Below are 16,388 nucleotides of genomic sequence, written 5' to 3' on the forward strand. Positions count from 1 at the left end.
CGTGCTGGGGTGGCGCGACGAGCGTCTGCTGCAGGACGTGCTGCCCGCCAAGGAGGCGAAGGCGCTGGACAAGGCCTTCGGCTACACCACCTGCATGGACCTGCTCCAGCACTTCCCGCGCGCCTGGTCGCGTCACGGTTCTGACGTCCTCGCCGACGAGGCCGCCGAGGGCGACGTGATCACCTGCGTCGGTGAGGTGATCTCGGTCCAGGAGAAGCACCGCGACAAGCGCGTCATCACCCAGGTGACGCTCACCGACGGCCGCACCCGCTTCATCGCCTCCTTCTTCAACGCCCACCACATCAAACGCCTCCTGCACCCCGGCCTGCGGGCGATGTTCTCCGGTAAGCTCCGCTATTTCCGCGGCATCCCGCAACTGCAGCACCCGGATTTCCTCGTCCTTCCGGCGCCGGGGGAGAAGAGGGCCGGGTCGGGGTCGATGAAGACGATCGCCCTCTACGGCGAACCCGACGAGCTTTTCGCGGGCCTGGAGTACATTCCGATCTATCCCGCCACCGCCGGAATGGCCTCGTGGCGGATCATGGCGGCCGTGCGCCACGTCCTGGACACCCTCGATCCCGTCACAGAACCTCTCGGTGCTGCGCCGGAGGGCATGCCGACCTTCGACGCCGCGCTGCGGGGCGTGCATTTCCCCGGCTCGGAAGGCCCCGCACCCCACCTCGAGCGGCTCAAATACAACGAGGCCCTCACCCTCGGGTTGGTGATGGCGCTGCGTCGCCTGGAGACCCTGCGTCGCGACGCCCCACCGCTCACCCCCCGCACCGACGGCCACCGCGCCGGGCTTCTCGACGCCCTGCCCTACGAGCTGACCGGCGGCCAGCGCGCGGTCATCGACGAGATCACCGCCGACCTTGACTCCGGGGACCCCATGAGCCGCCTGCTGCAGGGCGAGGTCGGTTCCGGCAAGACCGTCGTCTCGCTGGTGGCGATGCTGCAGGCCGTCGACGCCGGCCACCAGTGCGCGCTGCTCGCCCCCACGGAGGTGCTCGCCGTGCAACACGCGCGCACCTTGACCTCCCTGCTTGCCGACGCCGGCCTCACGGCCACCGTCGTCCCCCTCACCGGCTCCATGCCCGTTCCCGTCAAGCGGCAGGCGTTGCTCGACATCGTCTCCGGGCAGGCCGACATCGTGGTGGGCACCCATGCGCTCATCCAGGACAGCGTCGAATTCTTCGACCTCGGGCTGGTCGTGGTGGATGAGCAGCACCGATTCGGCGTCGAACAGCGTGCCCGGCTGCGCTCCAAGGGCCGCGACGGGCTCACCCCGCACCTGCTCGTCATGACGGCCACCCCCATCCCGCGCACCATCGCCATGACCGTCTTCGGGGACCTCGCCGTGTCCACGCTGCGGGAATTGCCCGGTGGGCGGCGCCCCATCGAGTCGGTGGTGGTCCCCGAATATCGGCCCACCTGGGTGCGGCGGGCCATCACGCGCATCGGGCAGGACGTCGAGGCCGGCCGTCAGGCCTACGTCGTGTGCCCGCGTATCGACGGCCCCGGAGGCGTCCTCGACGTCTTCGACATCCTCGGTCAAGGCCCCTTCCGTGACTTTCACGTGGGCTACCTCCACGGGCGGATGCCCGCAGACGAGAAGGACCTCATGATGCGGCGCTTCGCTGCGGGCGAAATCCAAATCCTCGTGTCCACCTCCGTCATCGAGGTCGGCGTCGACGTCCCCAACGCCACCGTCATGCTCATCCGCGAATCCGAGCTCTTCGGCGTCTCCCAGCTGCACCAGCTGCGCGGCCGCGTCGGCCGCGGCGGGCACGAGTCCCTGTGCATCTTCCACACCCTCGCCGACAAAGGCTCGGAGGCGGACCAGCGTATCCACGACGTCGCTGCCACCAGCGACGGCTTCCTCCTCGCCGAACTCGACCTCCTCCACCGCCAGGAGGGCGATGTCCTGGGCACCAGCCAGTCCGGGGCGACCAAGACGGTGCGCCTGCTCAACCTCCTCCGCGACTTTCCCATCATCGACCGCGCCACCGGTGACGCCAGCGCCCTCGTGGAGCGGCACCCGCTGCTCGCCCAGCGCCTCGTTCTGGAGATCGACCGCGACGACCGGGAGTATCTGGAGAAAAGCTAGGGTGTAGGGCATGGATATCTGCGCCCCCTTCGCTGGCATCGTGCGCTTCCACGTGGCCGCCGGCGACCACGTCACCACCGGTGAACCGCTGGCCACCGTCGAGGCCGTCAAGCTCGAGGCCCCCGTCCCGGCGCCGGGACCCGGTGTCGTCGGCAGGCTCGCGGTGGAGGACTTTCAGGATGTGCTCGGCGGCGACCTGCTGCTGGTGGTGACCGAATGACCCGCATCATCTCCGGTGAGGCCCGCGGCCGGAAGATCAAGGTGCCGCCCGCCGGCACCCGCCCCACCTCAGACCGCGCCCGCGAAGGGCTCTTCTCCTCCCTCCAGGTCCGTTTCGGCTTCACCGACGCCCGCGTACTCGACCTGTTCGCCGGCTCGGGCGCACTCGGCCTGGAGGCGGCCTCCCGCGGTGCGGCGGAAGTGGTCCTCGTGGAGGACAACCCCGCCGCGGTGAAGATCATCGAGCACAACGCCGGAGTGGTCAGGCACCCCAACGTGGTGATCGAGGCGATGAAGGCCTCCACCTACCTCGCGCACGCCCCGCGCGAGCACTTCGACATGGTGCTCGCCGACCCTCCCTATGAGCTCAGCGACGAGGCCGTCGTCGAGATGCTCGAGGCCCTGACACCGACGCTTGTCGACGGCGCCGCCGTCGTCATCGAACGCCACGTCTCCTCGCCGGAGACCGCCTGGCCCCCGCAGTTCACTCCCACCACGCAGAAGCTGAAGAAGCGCACCTACGGCATCGCACGCATGGATATGGCCGTCTACCACCGAGAGGACGTTTAAGTGAAAGCCGTCTGCCCCGGATCCTTCGACCCGGTGACCATGGGTCACCTCGACATCTTCCGCCGCGCTGCCTCGCACTTCGACGAGGTCGTCGTGCTGGTGACCGGCAATCCCAACAAGCACTCGGGACTGTTCACCATCGAGGAACGCATGGACCTCATCCGGCAGGTGACCACCGACGTGCCCAACATCAGCGTGGACTGGTGGGGAGGCCTGCTCGTCGACTACACCTCGGAGCGCGGAATCAACGCCCTGGTGAAAGGCCTGCGTACGGCCCTCGACTACGAGTACGAGCTCCCGATGGCCCAGATGAATCGTCGTCTCTCGGGCATCGACACCTTCTTCCTGCTCACGGATGAAAAGTACGGCTACATCTCCTCCTCTCTGTGCAAGGAAGTGGCCAAGTACGGTGGCGACATCTCCGGCCTGCTCCCGGACCCGGTCACTGAGGCGGTCAAGGCGAAGTACGCCCGACAGTGAAGGTAATCTGAATGAGTGTTTGCTGAACTTGCGCTCATTCTCCTCATCGTCGTCATAGGCTCCACGCTGCAGCGGGTGTCCGGCATGGGCCTGGGTCTGGTGGCCGGCCCGGTCCTGGCGGTGACGATGGGACCCGTCGAGGGCATCCTCGTGGTCAACATCCTGGCTTTCCTCAATGCTGCGGCCACGACGGCCTCCGTCCGGGAGTACGTCGACTGGAAGAAGTTCAGCATCATCTCCTCCGTCCTCATCATCGGCGCGGTGCCCGGGGCGCTCCTCGTGCGTGAGGTGTCTCCCTCCCTGCTGCAGGCCCTCGTTGGTGCGTTGCTGCTCCTCGCGCTGGCGGTGACGACCTTCGGGCAGAAGTACATCCCGCCTGCCACCGGCACTGCCCCCGCATTGGTGGCAGGCATCGCCGGCGGCTTCATGAACACGCTCGCGGGCATCGCCGGCCCCGCCATCACGGTGTACGCGCAGGCCTCCCGGTGGGCACAGCAGTCCTTCGCCGCCACGCTCCAGCCGATCTTCATGGTGGCCGGGGCCATCTCCTTCGGCATCAAGATCCTCCTCGGGGCCGGGTCACTCTCGGAGACCAATTGGCTCGTGTGGCCGGTGGGCATCGTCGGCATGGCCCTCGGCCTGTGGCTCGGTATCCGCCTCAGTAAGAAGGTCAGCCGCCCACGGGCTCGTACCCTCGCCCTGCTCCTGGCCACCGCCGGTGGCGTCACCGCCCTCGTGCGCGGCCTCAGCGGCCTCGTTTAGCAGGCGGCGGCGCTCCTGCGCCTCGGCGCGGCGGTGCTCGTTGCGGGCAGTGCGGCGCTGGCGGAAGGTCCGGACCCAGCGGCGGTTCTCCGGCACCAGCGGGCCGTCGGACTCGTTCTCCACCCAGGTGCCGTCCCGGAACAGGAAGATGACGTTGCCGGTGACGGGGCAGATGACGTAGCGGAAGTGCCCCGCGGTCTTGAGGTTGTGATGTCGGCGGCACAGCTTCCGCAGATTGCGGGCCGTGGTGGGGCCACCCTTGTCATGGTCCACGGTGTGGTCGTTGTCGCAGAACTCCCCGGGGCATTCGCAGTACGGGAACGTGCAGGCGTCGTCGATTCCCTCGACGCAGGCCTCGATGTCCTCCGGAGTGTTGTAGTCCTGGCTGACCTTGTCGTACATCTCATCCATGTCGCGGATGGTTGCCGCCTTGGATTCCCATTCCTCCGCGCGCTGCGGGTTGATCCAGCCGGCGCGGGGCATATAGGTCGGGGCCCCGTCGACGTCGTGGGCGCGGTACAGGTTGAGGGTGACCTTCACCCCCTCGTCCTCGCCGGTGACCAACAACGCATGCGCTTCGGCGAGGCCCATGCCGCGCGACTTGGCCAGGGCGCGCACGCGCTTGTCCACGGCCGCGGCGGAGGCCGAGTTCATTCGGGCGGAGAGATCGGCGGTCCCGTCGGAATTGAACTCCAGGTTGTAGGTGAGCTGGGGAAGATCGGGATCCTCCTCGTCGGTGCTGATCGAGGCATCGAGCTCGTTGACCATCGCCTCGATCCGCTTCTTGATGGCCTTCGCGGAAGGCAGAGGCTGGTTCTCCCGGGTGGGAGTGAGGTAGTCGGTGATGCGGCTGTCCAGCTGCGGGAAGTACTCCCGGTCCGCCATCGCCAGAGCGGTCTCGACGGCGCGTAGGCGCTTCATGTCGAGGTGGTGCAGGGTCTCCACCAGCTGACGAAACTGCGGCAGTTCGTCCAGGGTGGCCAGGGCGTACAGGTTGTTCTCCACCATCCACTTGCTCTCCCCGGTGGAGCGGATGATCGGTGCATAGACGGCGTCGGAGTCGAGGTTCTCGTCGAGGGCGTCGGCCAGGCCGCGCCACATGGTGTACAGCGTCCGGGTGATGGCGTTGGCGGCCACCGCCAGGGGGTCGTCGGGATTGTTGACTGTGTAGTAGGCGAACATCGGACACACCTCCCAGGTGTCGATATGGCGTTCGATCTGCACTATAGAACGCCACCCTGACACATCTACCCCCGGGGGTGGAAAAGGGTGCGGTTACCTGGTCGTATGTGGAACGACCGACAATGTAAACAGGTAGCTAAAACGCACAGTCGTTCGACCTAGCCTCTCCCGAGGTAGGGCATGCCCGCCGCCGTGACGGTCACCTGGTCGACCGACACCCCGGCGGGCATGGCGGCCACCGCCACCAGCAGGCGCGCGGCCTCGGCGGCGTCGAACATCGGCTCGGAACCGGTGAAGGAGCCCAGCAGGGCAGTCTGCGCATTGCCGATGTCCAGCTCGGTGGCGGTGATGCCGTAGGGGCGGCCGTCGAGGGAGGTGGACACGGTGAGGCTGGCCACCGCCGCCTTGGAGGCGGCGTAGGCGGCGACCCCGGCACGAGGGGAGTGGCCGGCGATGGACCCGTTGTTGATGATGCGCCCGCCGCCGTTGCCCGCCATCCACGCGAACGCCGCCTGCGTGCACAGGAAGACCCCGGTGGTGTTCGTCTCCAGTGTGGAGCGCCAGGCGTTCACGTCGATGGTGTGCAGCTCGCCGGTGGGGCCGGGCACCCCGGCGTTGTTGACCAGGAGGTCGAGGCGTCCGTAGTGTCCGGTCACCTCCGCGAAAGCGGTGGCCACCGAATCCTCATCGGAGACGTCGCACACCACCACATGGGCGTCCGACATGGAGGAGGCCGTCTCCTCCAGGGTCGCACGCGTCCGGCCGAGCAGTGCGACCGACCAACCGTCCTCCCCGAGTGCCTGCGCGAACATTCTTCCCAGGCCACCACCGGCGCCCGTGACCACCGCCACCTTGTTGTCCATGTGACCATCGTAGAGTGGACGCCATGATCACCGCGACCAACTGCTCCATCGGCCGAACCAGCTTCCTGGAGGGACTGGCGGAAGCCACCACCACCCGGGTCGAACTCTGGTGGCCTTTCGCGCACCCGGACCCCACCGAGGAGGAGATCCGGCAGGTCGTCGACGCCCTCCAGCGTCACGACAGGCAGCTCATCGCCCTCAACATGTTCGGCGGCGACCTGGCCGCCGGCGACCGGGGCATCCTCCACGAGCAGGACATGCCCGCGGCCCACCTCGATGCCATCGAGCGCTTCCACGAGCTCACCGGGGTGCGTCGCTTCAACCTCCTGCTCGGCCGGGGCGGAACCGAACTCACCGCCGACCAGGAGCGGAGGTTCGGGGCGGTGGCGCGGGACGTCGTGAAGCGATTCGGGGGTGTGGCCATGGTGGAGCCGATCTCGGCGACCCCGGACTACCCCGTGACCACCGTGGAGCAGGCGGAACCGCTGCGTGCCCACGGCGGCCTGCTCCTCGACCTCTATCACCTGGCGGTCAACGACGCCGTCGTACTCGATGCCACCGCGGAGCACGTCCAGATCGCCGACAACCCCGGTCGCGGCGCCCCCGGCAGCGGATCCCTCCCGCTGCAGCACTGGATAGACCAGCTGCGTGAACAGGGCTACACCGGCGAGATCGCCGCGGAATGGCTCCCGTGAGCGAGCTCTGGGATCTTCTCGACGACGAGCGTCAGCCCCTCGGCCGCTCCGCCGATCGCGCCGCCGGGCTGCGCGCCGGTGAGCTGCATGTGGTGGTTCACGTGTGCCTGTTCAACCGGCACGGGCAGATGCTCATCCAACGCCGCACGGACACCAAGCCGGACTGGCCCGGGCTGTGGGACTTCTCCGTCGGCGGGAGCGTGCACGCCGGCGAAACCAGCCGCGCCGGCGCCCTCCGCGAGGTCCGCGAGGAGCTGGGCCTCGACGTCGAGCTCACCCGGCCCAGCTTCACCTTCAACTTCGAGTACGGCTTCGACGACTTCTACCTGCTGCTTCTCGACGCCCCCCTGCCTCCGCCGGCCGTCCCCAACGACGAAGTCGCCGAGGTCCGCTGGGCGGACCTCGACGACATCATCGCGTTGCTGCGGGCGGGGGAGTTCATCAACTACCGCGAACAGGTGGTGCGTTTCGTGTTCGACTTCCGCGGACGCAGCAACATCTTCGACTAGAACAACGAGGACAGGAACGCCCGCGTGCGTCCCTCCTGCGGGTGATCGAGCACCTGCGCGGGGGTGCCGGATTCGACGACGCGGCCGCCGTCCATGAAGACGACGGTGTCGGCGACCTCGCGGGCGAAGCCCATCTCGTGGGTGACCACGAGCATGGTCATGCCGTCGTCGGCCAGCTCCCGCATGACGCGGAGGACCTCCCCGACGAGCTCGGGGTCGAGGGCGGAGGTGGGCTCGTCGAAAAGCATGAGCTTGGGGTCCATGGCGACGGCCCGGGCGATGGCGACGCGCTGCTGCTGGCCGCCGGAGAGCTGCACGGGATAGGCGCTCGCCTTGTGGGCGAGGCCGACCTTCTCCAGGAGTTCGAGGGCGCGCTTCTTCGCGGTGGCCACGGGGATGCCCTTGACATGGACAGGTGCCTCGATGATGTTCTCCAGCACCGTGCGGTGGGGGAAGAGGTTGAACTGCTGAAAGACCATGCCGATGTCGGCGCGCTGGCGGGCGGCGTCCTTCTCGGAGATCTCGTGGAGGACGCCGTCGCGCTCGCGGTAGCCGATGAGGTCGCCGTCGACATAGAGGCGGCCGGCGGTGACCTTCTCCAGGTGGTTGACGCACCGCAGGAACGTCGACTTGCCGGAGCCGGAGGGGCCGATGAGGCAGGTGACCTCACCCCGGGGGACCTGCAGGTCGATGCCGGTGAGGACCTCGAGTGCGCCGAAGGACTTGCACACCTGCTGGGCGTCGATCATGAGCTCGGGCATGTCAGTTCTCCTTCACGACGGTGACGTTGCCGGGGACGGTGCCCTCGGCGTCGGCAAGCGCGGCGAGCTGCCGGGCGGTGAGTTGGCGGCGGGCACCCTTCTCGAAGTGCTTCTCCAGGTAGTGCTGGCCGACCATGAGCAGGGAGGTGACGGCGAGGTACCAGGTGGCGGCGACGAGCAGCATGGGCACCGGCTCGAAGAGGGCGGCGGCGATGTCCATGGAGCGGCCGTAGAGCTCGAGCGTGTAGGGCACCGCGACGACGAGCGAGGTGGTCTTGAGCATGGAGATCAGCTCGTTGCCGGTCGGCGGGATGATGATGCGCATCGCCTGTGGCATGACGGTGCGGCGCATCGTCTGCGTCCAGCTCATGCCGAGCGCCTTGGAGGCCTCCATCTGGCCCTCGGGGACCGAGGAGATACCGGAGCGCACGATCTCGGCCATGTAGGCGGCCTCGTTGAGACCCAGGCCGAGGACAGCGAGCAGGAAGGCGTTCTTGAGCATCGACTGCAGGTCGATCTCCGCGAAACCGACGTTGATACTTTGATAAAGCGAGCCGAGCAGGCCCCAGAACACCAGCTGGACATACACCGGGGTGCCGCGGAAGATCCACAGGTACACCCAGGCCACGCCGCGCAGCACCGGATTCGGCGACATGCGCATGACGGCCAGCGTCGCGCCGAGCACCACGCCGATGAGCATCGCCAGGATGGTCAGCGCCAGGGTATGCAGCGCGGCGGTGGCGACACGGGTGTCGAAGAGGTACGCCCGGTAGGTCTCCCAGCCGTAGGCCTCGTTGCGCAGCGCGCCGATGACGAACCAGGCCGACAGGCCCAGCACGATCGTCGCCAGGACCCAGCGGCCCGGATGGCGCAGCGGCTTCGCCTGAATGGGGGCGGGGGTGCTCATGCGATCTCCTTCTCGTTGATCATGGCGCGGTCGATGAGACCGGTGGTCACGCCCCACTGGGCGAGGATGCGCTGGTAGTCACCGGTGTCGATGAGGTGTTGCAGCGCGGCGGCCAGCGCGGGGCCGAGGGGGGAGTCCTGGGGGACGGCCCAGCCGTAGGGCGCGGCGTCGAACATGTCGCCCGTGAGCTCGAGGCCACCCTCGGAGCGCTCGACGGCCCACGCGGTGACGGGGGAGTCCGCCGACAGCGCGTCGGCGCGGCCCATGAGGGCGGCGAGCGCAGCGTTGTCGGAGGTGTCGTAGGCGAGAATCGTGATGGGCTCGGCGCCCGCGTCCTCGCAGGCCTGGGCCTTCGGACGCACATCGTCGGTGTCGGAGACGGTCGTGCGCTGCACCGCGATGGTCAGGCCGCAGGCGTTGTCCGGGTCGACCGAGCCCCCGGTCGGCTGCGCCCACTGGATGCCCGCGTAGAGGTAGTTGACGAAGTCGAAGTTCTTCCGACGTTCCTCGTTGTCCGTGAACCCGGAGGAGCCCATGTCCAGGGTGCCGGCCTGCACGGCGGGCAGGATCATGGCGAAGTCCTGGTCGACGGGCCGGAACTCCAGCCCGAGGACGGAGGCCACCGCGGCGGCGAGGTCCATCTCGAGGCCGATGATGGAACCGTCGGAATCCTTGAGCTCGAAGGGCGCGAACGGCGGGTTGGTGCCGCCCGTGAGCACGCCGTCGGCGGCCACGGAGTCGGGCACCAGCGCCGCGAGCTCCGGCACCTCGGCCGGGGTGATCGGCGCCCACCCCTCCGGGTGGCCGCTCTCGACGTTGGTGACGCAGGCGCTCAGGCTTATCGACGCCGCGACCGTCACCGCCGCCGCGACGCAGCGGCGGGTCCTCATGCCGGCTGCTCGCTGACGATGACCTCGGATTCGCGGCGGCTGACGGCCACGCGGTCGGCGATGATGAAGACCGCGACGATGATGCCGCCCAGGGCGACGAGTCCGAGGATGGCGGGGACGTGCTCACCCGGCGCCAGCAGGGCGCCCTCGGCGGTCTGCCACGGCCACAGGGAACGCAGGGAACCGAGCATGAGCCCGGCCATGATGGTCAGCGTGACGGTGCGATGCTTCTCCAGGGCCCAGGTGAGCACCTTGACGAAGAGCGCGATGCCCACCAGCGCACCGGCCAGGAAGGTGAAGATGACCGGCCACTCCCGGTTGGACAGCGAGCCCATGATCGGGGTGTAGAGGCCCACGGCCAGCAGCATGTAGGAGCCGGAGATACCCGGCAGGACCAGCGCGCACACGGCCACGGCCGCGGCCACGAAGACGATCGGCAGCGCCGGATCCTCGCGCGGTGCCGAGACGAAGCTGGTCCCCAGGAAGCCGACGACCGCGGCGACGATGAACAGCGGGACGACCATGCCCGCGCGTCGCCGCAGATCACGCGGGTCGATCATGGCCAGCGGCACCCAGATGGAGACCACCACCATGCCGAGGAAGAGCGCGCGGGCGTACTCGGGGGAGTTCTCCACGAAGTTGTGCAGGACGGTCGACAGCGAGAACACCGCCGTCACCATGCCCAGGCCGACGGCCACGAGGAAGAACCAGTCGACCTTGTGGAACTCGCGGCGCAGCAGCTGGTTGCCGGTGTTGAGGGCGCGCTCGTAGATGCCGACGACGAGCGCGACCGTGCCGCCGGAGATGCCCGGCACCAGCTCGGCCATGCCGATGAGGGCACCGCGGATGAGATTCGCCAGCACATGCAGTGGGGTCCGCTGCGTCTTGGCGGGGTAATGATGGGTGGTCGTCATGGCCATTCACATTACGGGACGGTGTCGGTCAGTTCTCCTCCGGGATCATGGAGATCGCCCCGCACGGGCATTCCTCGGCGCAGATTCCGCAGCCCTTGCAGTAGTCGTACTTGAACTCGTACTCGCCGGCGGCGAGCTTGGTCACCGCGTTGTCCGGGCATACGCCGAAGCAGTTGTCGCAGCCGAAGCAGTTGCCGCAGGACATGCAGCGGCGGGCCTCGAGCAGCGCGGAGTCGGCGTCGAGTCCCTGCACCACCTCGTCGAAGGTGGAGGCGCGGCGCGGACCCTCCAGGCGCTCGCGCACCTGGTGCGGGGCCTCGGAGTAGTACCAGGTCTCCATGCGGTCGAGCGTCGCGTCCCCGGGCTTGGCCGGCGGAGAGTAGGGCTGGCCGCGCAGCCAGCCGTCGATGTAGCGGGCGGCCTTCTTGCCGTGGCCGATGGCGACGGTGACGTTCTTCTCGCTCGGCACCATGTCGCCGCCGGCGAACACGCCCGCGCGGCCGGTCATCATGTGCTCGTCGACGTGGACGACGCCGCGGTCGATCTCCACGCCCGCGACCCCTTCGAGGAGGGAAAGGTCCGACTCCTGGCCCAGCGCCATGACGAGGGAATCGGCCGCCAGCTCCTCGAACTCGCCGGTGGGGCTGAGATTGCCGGCGGCGTCGATGGCCATCTTCTCGATGGTGATGGTGCCCTCGTCGACGTGGTTGACGGTGGACAGCCAGCGCATGGTGATGCCCTCCTCCGCGGCCTCCATGACCTCGGAGTCGTGCGCCGTCATGTGGTCGCGGGTGCGGCGGTAGAGGATGACCGACTCCGTCGCCCCCAGGCGGCGGGCGGTGCGGGCGGCGTCGACGGCGGTGTTGCCGCCGCCGTAGACCACCACGCGGCGGCCCAGCAGCGGTGCCTCGCCGGCCTCGGTGTCGCGCAGCAGGTCGACGGCGTTCATGATGGTGGCCGCCGAACCGGCGGGCACGTCGACGTTGCGCCCGAGCTGGGCGCCGACGGCGGTGAACACGGCGTCGAAAAGCGGCAGTTCCGCGTCGATGTCGGTGACGGGGACGCCCTGCTCGAAGGTGACGCCGAGGGCGGCGATGCGGGCGATCTCCGCGTCGAGAATGGCGCGGGGCAGGCGGTAGGAGGGGATGCCGTAGCGCATCATGCCGCCCGGCTTCTCTCCCTGGTCACGCACTGTGACCTGGTGGCCGAGGCGCGCGAGGTGGTAGGCGGCGGAGAGCCCGGAGGGGCCGGCGCCGACGACGAGGACCTTGCGGCCTGAAGGGGCGAGGAGCGGTTCGACCTGCCAGCCCTGCTCGATGGCGCGGTCGCCGAGGAAGCGCTCGATGGCGTTGATGCCCACCGCCTCGTCGACCTCCGCGCGGTTGCAGGCGGTCTGGCACGAGTGGTAGCAGACGCGGCCCATGACAGCGGGGAGCGGGTTGTTCACCATGATCTCGCGCCAGGCGGCCTCGTAGTCGCCCTCCTCCGCGTGGAAGAGCCAGCCCTGGATGTTCTCCCCGGCGGGGCAGGCCTTGTTGCACGGCGGGAGCAGGTCGACGTAGACGGGACGCTCGCTGCGCCACGATCCCGTCTTGTTGGCCAGCGAGGAACCGGTCTGCAGCGTGATGGCGAAGGGCATGCCCAGGTTGGCGGTGCTCACTGCTCGTCTCCTTCGAAGGGGATGAACTCGTCGAGGGATTCCTCGTCGATGAGGTTGTAGCGGCGGATGTTGCGTTCCGCGAGTGCCTGCAGGCGCTGGAGGACGGTGGGATCGGCGCCCTCGCGGAAGAGATGTGCGTATCGACGCTGCAACTTCAGGTAGTCCTCCACCGGCGCCGGTCGACGGATCTTCTTCACCGAGGTGACCTCGCCGTACTCGGCCTCGAAGACGGGGAAGAGGCCCGTCTGGGTGGCCAGGCGGGCCAGCTTGATCGTGTCCTTCGACGCCGAACCCCATCCCAACGGGCAGGGGACGAAGACGTGCAGGTAGCGGGCCCCGCGCATCTCCATGGCGCGGGACACCTTGTACTCCAGGTCGTGCAGGTCGGCGACGGTCGCGGTGGCGACGTAGGGGATCTCGTGCGCCATGGCGATGCGCGGCAGGTTCTTGCCCTGCCCGAAGACGTTGCCCGGCTCCGGACCCACCGGCTGGGTGGTGGCGGTGCGGGCAGCCGGCGGGGTCGCGCCGGAGCGCTGCACGCCGGTGTTCATGTAGGCCTCGTTGTCGTAGCAGATGTAGAGGACGTCGTCGTTGCGCTCGAACATGCCCGACAGGGGGCCGAAGCCGATGTCGACGGTGCCGCCGTCCCCACCCTGGGCCACGACGCGGACGTCCTCGCGTCCCTTGGCCTTGAGCGCCGCGGCCACGCCGGTGGCCACCGCCGGGGCGTTGCCGAACAGGGAGTGGATCCACGGCAGGTTCCAGGAGGTCTCCGGGTAGGGGGTGGAGAAGACCTCGAGGCAGCCGGTGGCGTTGCAGGCGATGAGCTGGCCGTTCGTGGCGGCGACCGCGGCGTCGAGGGCGTAGCGGGCGCCGAGCGCCTCACCGCAGCCCTGGCAGGCGCGGTGCCCGGAGGTGAGCGAATTGAAACGCTCGGGGCCCGACTGAATGGACAGCAGCTTGTCCTCGATGAGCCGGTTGCCGATGGCGAAGGAGCCCACCTGGTAGAACTTCGTCTCCTCCGCCCCCGGGATGTCGGTCGCGGGGAAACTCGGCATGGGCAGTGCGGTGGTGTAGCGGTATGCAGGCATGGTCAGTTCTCCCTGGCGGCCAGGTCGCGGAGCATGTTCTCCGGGATCGCCCCGGAACGGCGGTGGGTGTGCTCGCGGGCCAGTTCGGCGTCGACAAGCTCGTGGTCGAGGTCGAGGAAGGTCGTGTCCTCGACCTCGTCGCGCACGGCGCGGTCGAGGTAGGCGTGCAGGGAGGCGCGCGTGATGTCGCGCCCGCCGAGTCCCGCGATGAGTTCGTGGCAGATGAAGCGCCTCCCGCGCATGGCGGCGCGGCAGTGGGAGGAGACGATCCCGCCGATGCCGACGGAGAAGGCCTTCTCCAGCACGATGAAGCGGGTGGCGTTCTGCAGAGCGGCTCGGACGGCCGCGCTGGGGAAGGGGCGGAAGGAGACCAGCGAGAGCACGCCGATCCGTTCGCCGTGCTCCCGGCGCTCATCGACGACGTCGCGCAGCGTGCCCGTCACCGACCCGAGGCACACGATGATCGTCTCCGCGTCCTCGGTGCGGTAATGGTGCATGAGGCCCCCGGATTCACGGCCGAAGACCGCCGCGAACTCCTGCTGCACGCGCGGAATGACCTCGAGCGCCTGCAGCTGCTTGTGGTGGGCCAGGTAGCGGACCTCGGTGAAGGCCTCCGGGCCGACCATCGCGCCGATGGAGATCGGGGCGGCCGGATCGAGCACCTGGCGCGGCTCATAGGGCGGCAGGAACGTATCGACGTCCCCGCGCTCCGGCACATCCACCTGCTCCATGGCGTGCGTGAGAATGAATCCGTCCATGCACACCATGACCGGCAGGGAGAGTTCCTCGGCGATCTTGAATGCCTGCACGTGCAGGTCCGCCGCCTCCTGGTTGTCGGCGGCGTAGAGCTGCAGCCACCCGGAGTCACGCTGCGACATCGAATCGCTCTGGTCGTTCCAGATGTTGATGGGGGAGCCGATGGCGCGGTTGGCCACCGTCATGACGATCGGCAGGCCCAGGCCCGAGGCGTTGTACACCGCCTCCACCATGAACAGCAGCCCTTGCGAGGCGGTCGCCGTGTAGGAACGCGCCCCCGCGGCCGAGGCCCCGATGGACGCGGACATGGCGGAGAACTCGCTCTCCACGTTGACGTACTCGCAGGTGCCCAGTTCCCCCTTCTTCGACATCGCCGACAGCGCCTCGACGATGTGGGTCTGCGGGGAGATGGGATAGGCGCAGATGACCTCCGGCCGGCACGCAGCCACCGCCTGGGCGACGGCCTGCGAGCCCTCGATCTGCTTAAGCATGAGCTGCCTCTTTCTGCTTGGATACCACCAGGTCATAGGCCGCCTGCGCGGCGGCGACGTTGCGCTCGCCCACCGACCCCGGGAAGCGCGCCAGGATCGCGTGGGATACCGACTCCATCCGGTAGAGCCCGGTGAGCGCCGCCACCGCGCCGAGCAGCACCGCGTTGGGCACCGTGCGCCCGGTGTGCTCGCGGGCGATGTCGGTGGCCGGGATCGTCATGAAGTGCCCCGCCGGCTGACGCGCCTGCAGATCCGCCAGGCCCAGCTCCGCGCTGCGTTTCGACGAGTTGATGAGCACGTACCCTTCCTCGCTCAACCCGGAGAACACGTTGAGGATCGGCAGCAGCGTGCGGTCCTGCACCACCACCAGGTCCGGGGCCAGCACCGGCTCGCGGGTGCGGATCGGGGTGTCACTGATCCGGCAGTAGGCCACCACGGGCGCGCCGGTGCGCTCCGAGCCGAAGGAGGGGAAGGCCTGCGCGTGCCGTCCCTCCTCGAAGGCTGCCATGGCGATGAGATCGGAGGCGGTGACCACACCCTGCCCGCCCCGTCCGTGAATGCGTACTTCGACCATGAACCCCACTTTAAGAGCGTGATGGCTCGAATGTGCGGTAACCGTGTGAGAGCATGAACGTTACTGTCCTTGTGCCCACCGTCCTCCGGGAAGTGATCTCCTTGTTCCGTCCTCGCCGTCTCGCCTCGCTGCTGTTGGCCGCCGCCCTCACCGTCCCCACCGTCGCCGGTGTGGGCACCGCCCAGGCCCAGCCGGGGAACGCCGTCGTCTTCGGCGATTCGTACACCGCCATGCCGGACCAGTTCTACAACCACTACCGTGGCAGCTCGCTGTCCTCGGGCATGGTGCCCGCCGACTACCCGCGCGCCAGCGCCGGGTGCCTGCAGTCCCCGAACAACTGGCCGCGCAAGATGCAGCAGCAGACCGGCATCCCGGTGATCGACCGCTCCTGCACCGCCGAGACCTCCCAGTCCGTGCTGGGCAAGATCGATTCCGCCATCCACGAGGGCCAGATCCACCGCGGCACCCGCGCCGTCTACCTGGCCATCGGCGGCAACGACTGGGGCCCCTTCGGTCGGAACGAGGGCGCCAACTCCAGCGACGTGCCCTCGATGACCGAGCGCTACTCGCACAACCTCTCCCTCGCCGGGGCCAAGATCCGCGCCGCCGCGCCGGGCGCCCGGATCATCGTCGCGGGCATGCCCGAGGTGACCGACGGCAAGGGGCTGTGCCTCATCCAGGTCATCCCGAACCTGCCGCTGGGTATCCCGGTGCCGGGCCACCAGGTGGAGAACAACATCCGCGAGATGCAGCGCACGGGGGCGGAGCGCAACGGCATGATCTTCGTCGACAACTACGCCCTCACCCGCGGCCACAACACCTGCTCGCCGGACGCCACCCGCTACATCGCGGGCAGCATCGACTTCACCAGCGGCCCGTACACCATGTCCCTGCACCCGACGGACCTGGGCAATGAGGTGCTGGCCCGCAACAACGGGGCGGCCATGCTCTAAAAGT

The 16,388-nt window shown here is 68.6% G+C and carries 17 protein-coding genes; 8 read left to right on the forward strand and 9 right to left on the reverse strand.

Going from position 1 to position 16,388, the window contains the following annotated elements:
• Window position 1 precedes the first annotated feature (1 nt).
• Genes ACFPUZ_RS07205 through ACFPUZ_RS07225 form a run of 5 tightly spaced genes read left to right on the forward strand, consistent with a single transcriptional unit; the run spans window position 2 to window position 4,138 of the window.
• The gene (locus tag ACFPUZ_RS07205; protein WP_377001114.1) at window positions 2-2,107 is read left to right on the forward strand and encodes an ATP-dependent DNA helicase RecG; all 2,106 of its coding nucleotides are present in this window, start codon (window positions 2-4) and stop codon (window positions 2,105-2,107) included.
• Between the two features lie 10 nt (window positions 2,108-2,117).
• On the forward strand, window positions 2,118-2,327 hold the full coding sequence (locus tag ACFPUZ_RS07210) for a biotin/lipoyl-containing protein (RefSeq protein ID WP_377001115.1): 210 nt from the start codon (window positions 2,118-2,120) through the stop codon (window positions 2,325-2,327).
• Window positions 2,324-2,896 (forward strand): 16S rRNA (guanine(966)-N(2))-methyltransferase RsmD, encoded by a 573-nt coding sequence (gene rsmD, locus ACFPUZ_RS07215; RefSeq protein ID WP_377001116.1) that lies wholly within the window; start codon window positions 2,324-2,326, stop codon window positions 2,894-2,896. Before ACFPUZ_RS07210 ends, rsmD begins: the two co-directional genes overlap by 4 nt.
• Window positions 2,897-3,376, forward strand: a complete 480-nt coding sequence (gene coaD, locus ACFPUZ_RS07220; RefSeq protein WP_377001118.1) for a pantetheine-phosphate adenylyltransferase — start codon at window positions 2,897-2,899, stop codon at window positions 3,374-3,376. It begins immediately after the preceding gene.
• 15 nt (window positions 3,377-3,391) lie between these two features.
• Complete coding sequence (locus ACFPUZ_RS07225; RefSeq protein ID WP_377001120.1) at window positions 3,392-4,138, forward strand: TSUP family transporter; 747 nt, start codon at window positions 3,392-3,394, stop codon at window positions 4,136-4,138.
• Between the two features lie 1,340 nt (window positions 4,139-5,478).
• On the opposite strand, the gene ACFPUZ_RS07230 is transcribed toward ACFPUZ_RS07225, so the two are convergent.
• A complete protein-coding gene (locus ACFPUZ_RS07230) occupies window positions 5,479-6,183 on the reverse strand; it encodes an SDR family oxidoreductase (protein WP_377001122.1) in 705 nt (234 codons plus the stop codon).
• A gap of 23 nt (window positions 6,184-6,206) precedes the next feature.
• Between ACFPUZ_RS07230 and ACFPUZ_RS07235 the strand changes: the two genes are divergently transcribed.
• Both ACFPUZ_RS07235 and ACFPUZ_RS07240 read left to right on the forward strand, forming a co-directional pair.
• Window positions 6,207-6,878, forward strand: a complete 672-nt coding sequence (locus ACFPUZ_RS07235; RefSeq protein ID WP_377001123.1) for a TIM barrel protein — start codon at window positions 6,207-6,209, stop codon at window positions 6,876-6,878.
• The gene (locus tag ACFPUZ_RS07240; protein WP_377001125.1) at window positions 6,875-7,387 is read left to right on the forward strand and encodes an NUDIX hydrolase; all 513 of its coding nucleotides are present in this window, start codon (window positions 6,875-6,877) and stop codon (window positions 7,385-7,387) included. The genes ACFPUZ_RS07235 and ACFPUZ_RS07240 overlap by 4 nt, the downstream gene beginning before the upstream one ends.
• Here ACFPUZ_RS07240 and ACFPUZ_RS07245 read toward each other — a convergent pair.
• The 8 genes from ACFPUZ_RS07245 to ACFPUZ_RS07280 are packed head-to-tail and all read right to left on the reverse strand — an operon-like array spanning window position 7,384 to window position 15,431.
• Window positions 7,384-8,148 carry an amino acid ABC transporter ATP-binding protein gene (locus tag ACFPUZ_RS07245; protein WP_377001127.1) on the reverse strand — a complete coding sequence of 255 codons (765 nt, stop codon included), beginning with the start codon at window positions 8,146-8,148 and terminating at the stop codon, window positions 7,384-7,386. The two genes, ACFPUZ_RS07240 and ACFPUZ_RS07245, sit on opposite strands and share 4 nt — an antisense overlap.
• Before the next feature lies 1 nt (window position 8,149).
• Window positions 8,150-9,055, reverse strand: coding sequence for an amino acid ABC transporter permease (locus tag ACFPUZ_RS07250; RefSeq protein ID WP_377001128.1), 906 nt, complete (start codon window positions 9,053-9,055; stop codon window positions 8,150-8,152).
• Window positions 9,052-9,945, reverse strand: coding sequence for an ABC transporter substrate-binding protein (locus ACFPUZ_RS07255; RefSeq protein WP_377001130.1), 894 nt, complete (start codon window positions 9,943-9,945; stop codon window positions 9,052-9,054). Before ACFPUZ_RS07255 ends, ACFPUZ_RS07250 begins: the two co-directional genes overlap by 4 nt.
• Entirely contained in the window at window positions 9,942-10,865 is a 924-nt protein-coding gene (locus ACFPUZ_RS07260; RefSeq protein WP_377001131.1) for a DUF368 domain-containing protein, read from the reverse strand. The genes ACFPUZ_RS07255 and ACFPUZ_RS07260 overlap by 4 nt, the downstream gene beginning before the upstream one ends.
• 22 nt (window positions 10,866-10,887) lie before the next feature.
• Entirely contained in the window at window positions 10,888-12,519 is a 1,632-nt protein-coding gene (locus ACFPUZ_RS07265) for an NAD(P)-binding protein (RefSeq protein WP_377001133.1), read from the reverse strand.
• Window positions 12,516-13,610 (reverse strand): thiamine pyrophosphate-dependent enzyme, encoded by a 1,095-nt coding sequence (locus ACFPUZ_RS07270; protein ID WP_377001135.1) that lies wholly within the window; start codon window positions 13,608-13,610, stop codon window positions 12,516-12,518. The genes ACFPUZ_RS07265 and ACFPUZ_RS07270 overlap by 4 nt, the downstream gene beginning before the upstream one ends.
• A 2-nt stretch (window positions 13,611-13,612) precedes the next feature.
• Window positions 13,613-14,857 (reverse strand): pyruvate ferredoxin oxidoreductase, encoded by a 1,245-nt coding sequence (locus ACFPUZ_RS07275; RefSeq protein ID WP_377001137.1) that lies wholly within the window; start codon window positions 14,855-14,857, stop codon window positions 13,613-13,615.
• Window positions 14,850-15,431: a 2-oxoacid:acceptor oxidoreductase family protein gene (locus tag ACFPUZ_RS07280; RefSeq protein WP_377001138.1), complete on the reverse strand. Its 582-nt coding sequence runs from the start codon at window positions 15,429-15,431 to the stop codon at window positions 14,850-14,852. Before ACFPUZ_RS07280 ends, ACFPUZ_RS07275 begins: the two co-directional genes overlap by 8 nt.
• 53 nt (window positions 15,432-15,484) lie before the next feature.
• Between ACFPUZ_RS07280 and ACFPUZ_RS07285 the strand changes: the two genes are divergently transcribed.
• A complete protein-coding gene (locus ACFPUZ_RS07285; RefSeq protein ID WP_377001139.1) occupies window positions 15,485-16,384 on the forward strand; it encodes a GDSL-type esterase/lipase family protein in 900 nt (299 codons plus the stop codon).
• Window positions 16,385-16,388 lie beyond the last annotated feature (4 nt).

The sequence above is a fragment of the Corynebacterium nasicanis genome (assembly GCF_042658165.1).
Taxonomy (GTDB): domain Bacteria; phylum Actinomycetota; class Actinomycetes; order Mycobacteriales; family Mycobacteriaceae; genus Corynebacterium; species Corynebacterium nasicanis.

Coding starts and splice junctions, on each gene's coding strand:
- ACFPUZ_RS07210 (WP_377001115.1), top strand. CDS start 2,118: ATGGATATCTGCGCCCCCTTCGCTGGCATCGTGCGCTTCCACGTGGCC.
- rsmD (WP_377001116.1), top strand. CDS start 2,324: ATGACCCGCATCATCTCCGGTGAGGCCCGCGGCCGGAAGATCAAGGTG.
- ACFPUZ_RS07230 (WP_377001122.1), bottom strand. CDS start 6,183: ATGGACAACAAGGTGGCGGTGGTCACGGGCGCCGGTGGTGGCCTGGGA.
- ACFPUZ_RS07235 (WP_377001123.1), top strand. CDS start 6,207: ATGATCACCGCGACCAACTGCTCCATCGGCCGAACCAGCTTCCTGGAG.
- ACFPUZ_RS07245 (WP_377001127.1), bottom strand. CDS start 8,148: ATGCCCGAGCTCATGATCGACGCCCAGCAGGTGTGCAAGTCCTTCGGC.
- ACFPUZ_RS07250 (WP_377001128.1), bottom strand. CDS start 9,055: ATGAGCACCCCCGCCCCCATTCAGGCGAAGCCGCTGCGCCATCCGGGC.
- ACFPUZ_RS07255 (WP_377001130.1), bottom strand. CDS start 9,945: ATGAGGACCCGCCGCTGCGTCGCGGCGGCGGTGACGGTCGCGGCGTCG.
- ACFPUZ_RS07260 (WP_377001131.1), bottom strand. CDS start 10,865: ATGGCCATGACGACCACCCATCATTACCCCGCCAAGACGCAGCGGACC.
- ACFPUZ_RS07270 (WP_377001135.1), bottom strand. CDS start 13,610: ATGCCTGCATACCGCTACACCACCGCACTGCCCATGCCGAGTTTCCCC.
- ACFPUZ_RS07275 (WP_377001137.1), bottom strand. CDS start 14,857: ATGCTTAAGCAGATCGAGGGCTCGCAGGCCGTCGCCCAGGCGGTGGCT.
- ACFPUZ_RS07280 (WP_377001138.1), bottom strand. CDS start 15,431: ATGGTCGAAGTACGCATTCACGGACGGGGCGGGCAGGGTGTGGTCACC.
- ACFPUZ_RS07285 (WP_377001139.1), top strand. CDS start 15,485: ATGAACGTTACTGTCCTTGTGCCCACCGTCCTCCGGGAAGTGATCTCC.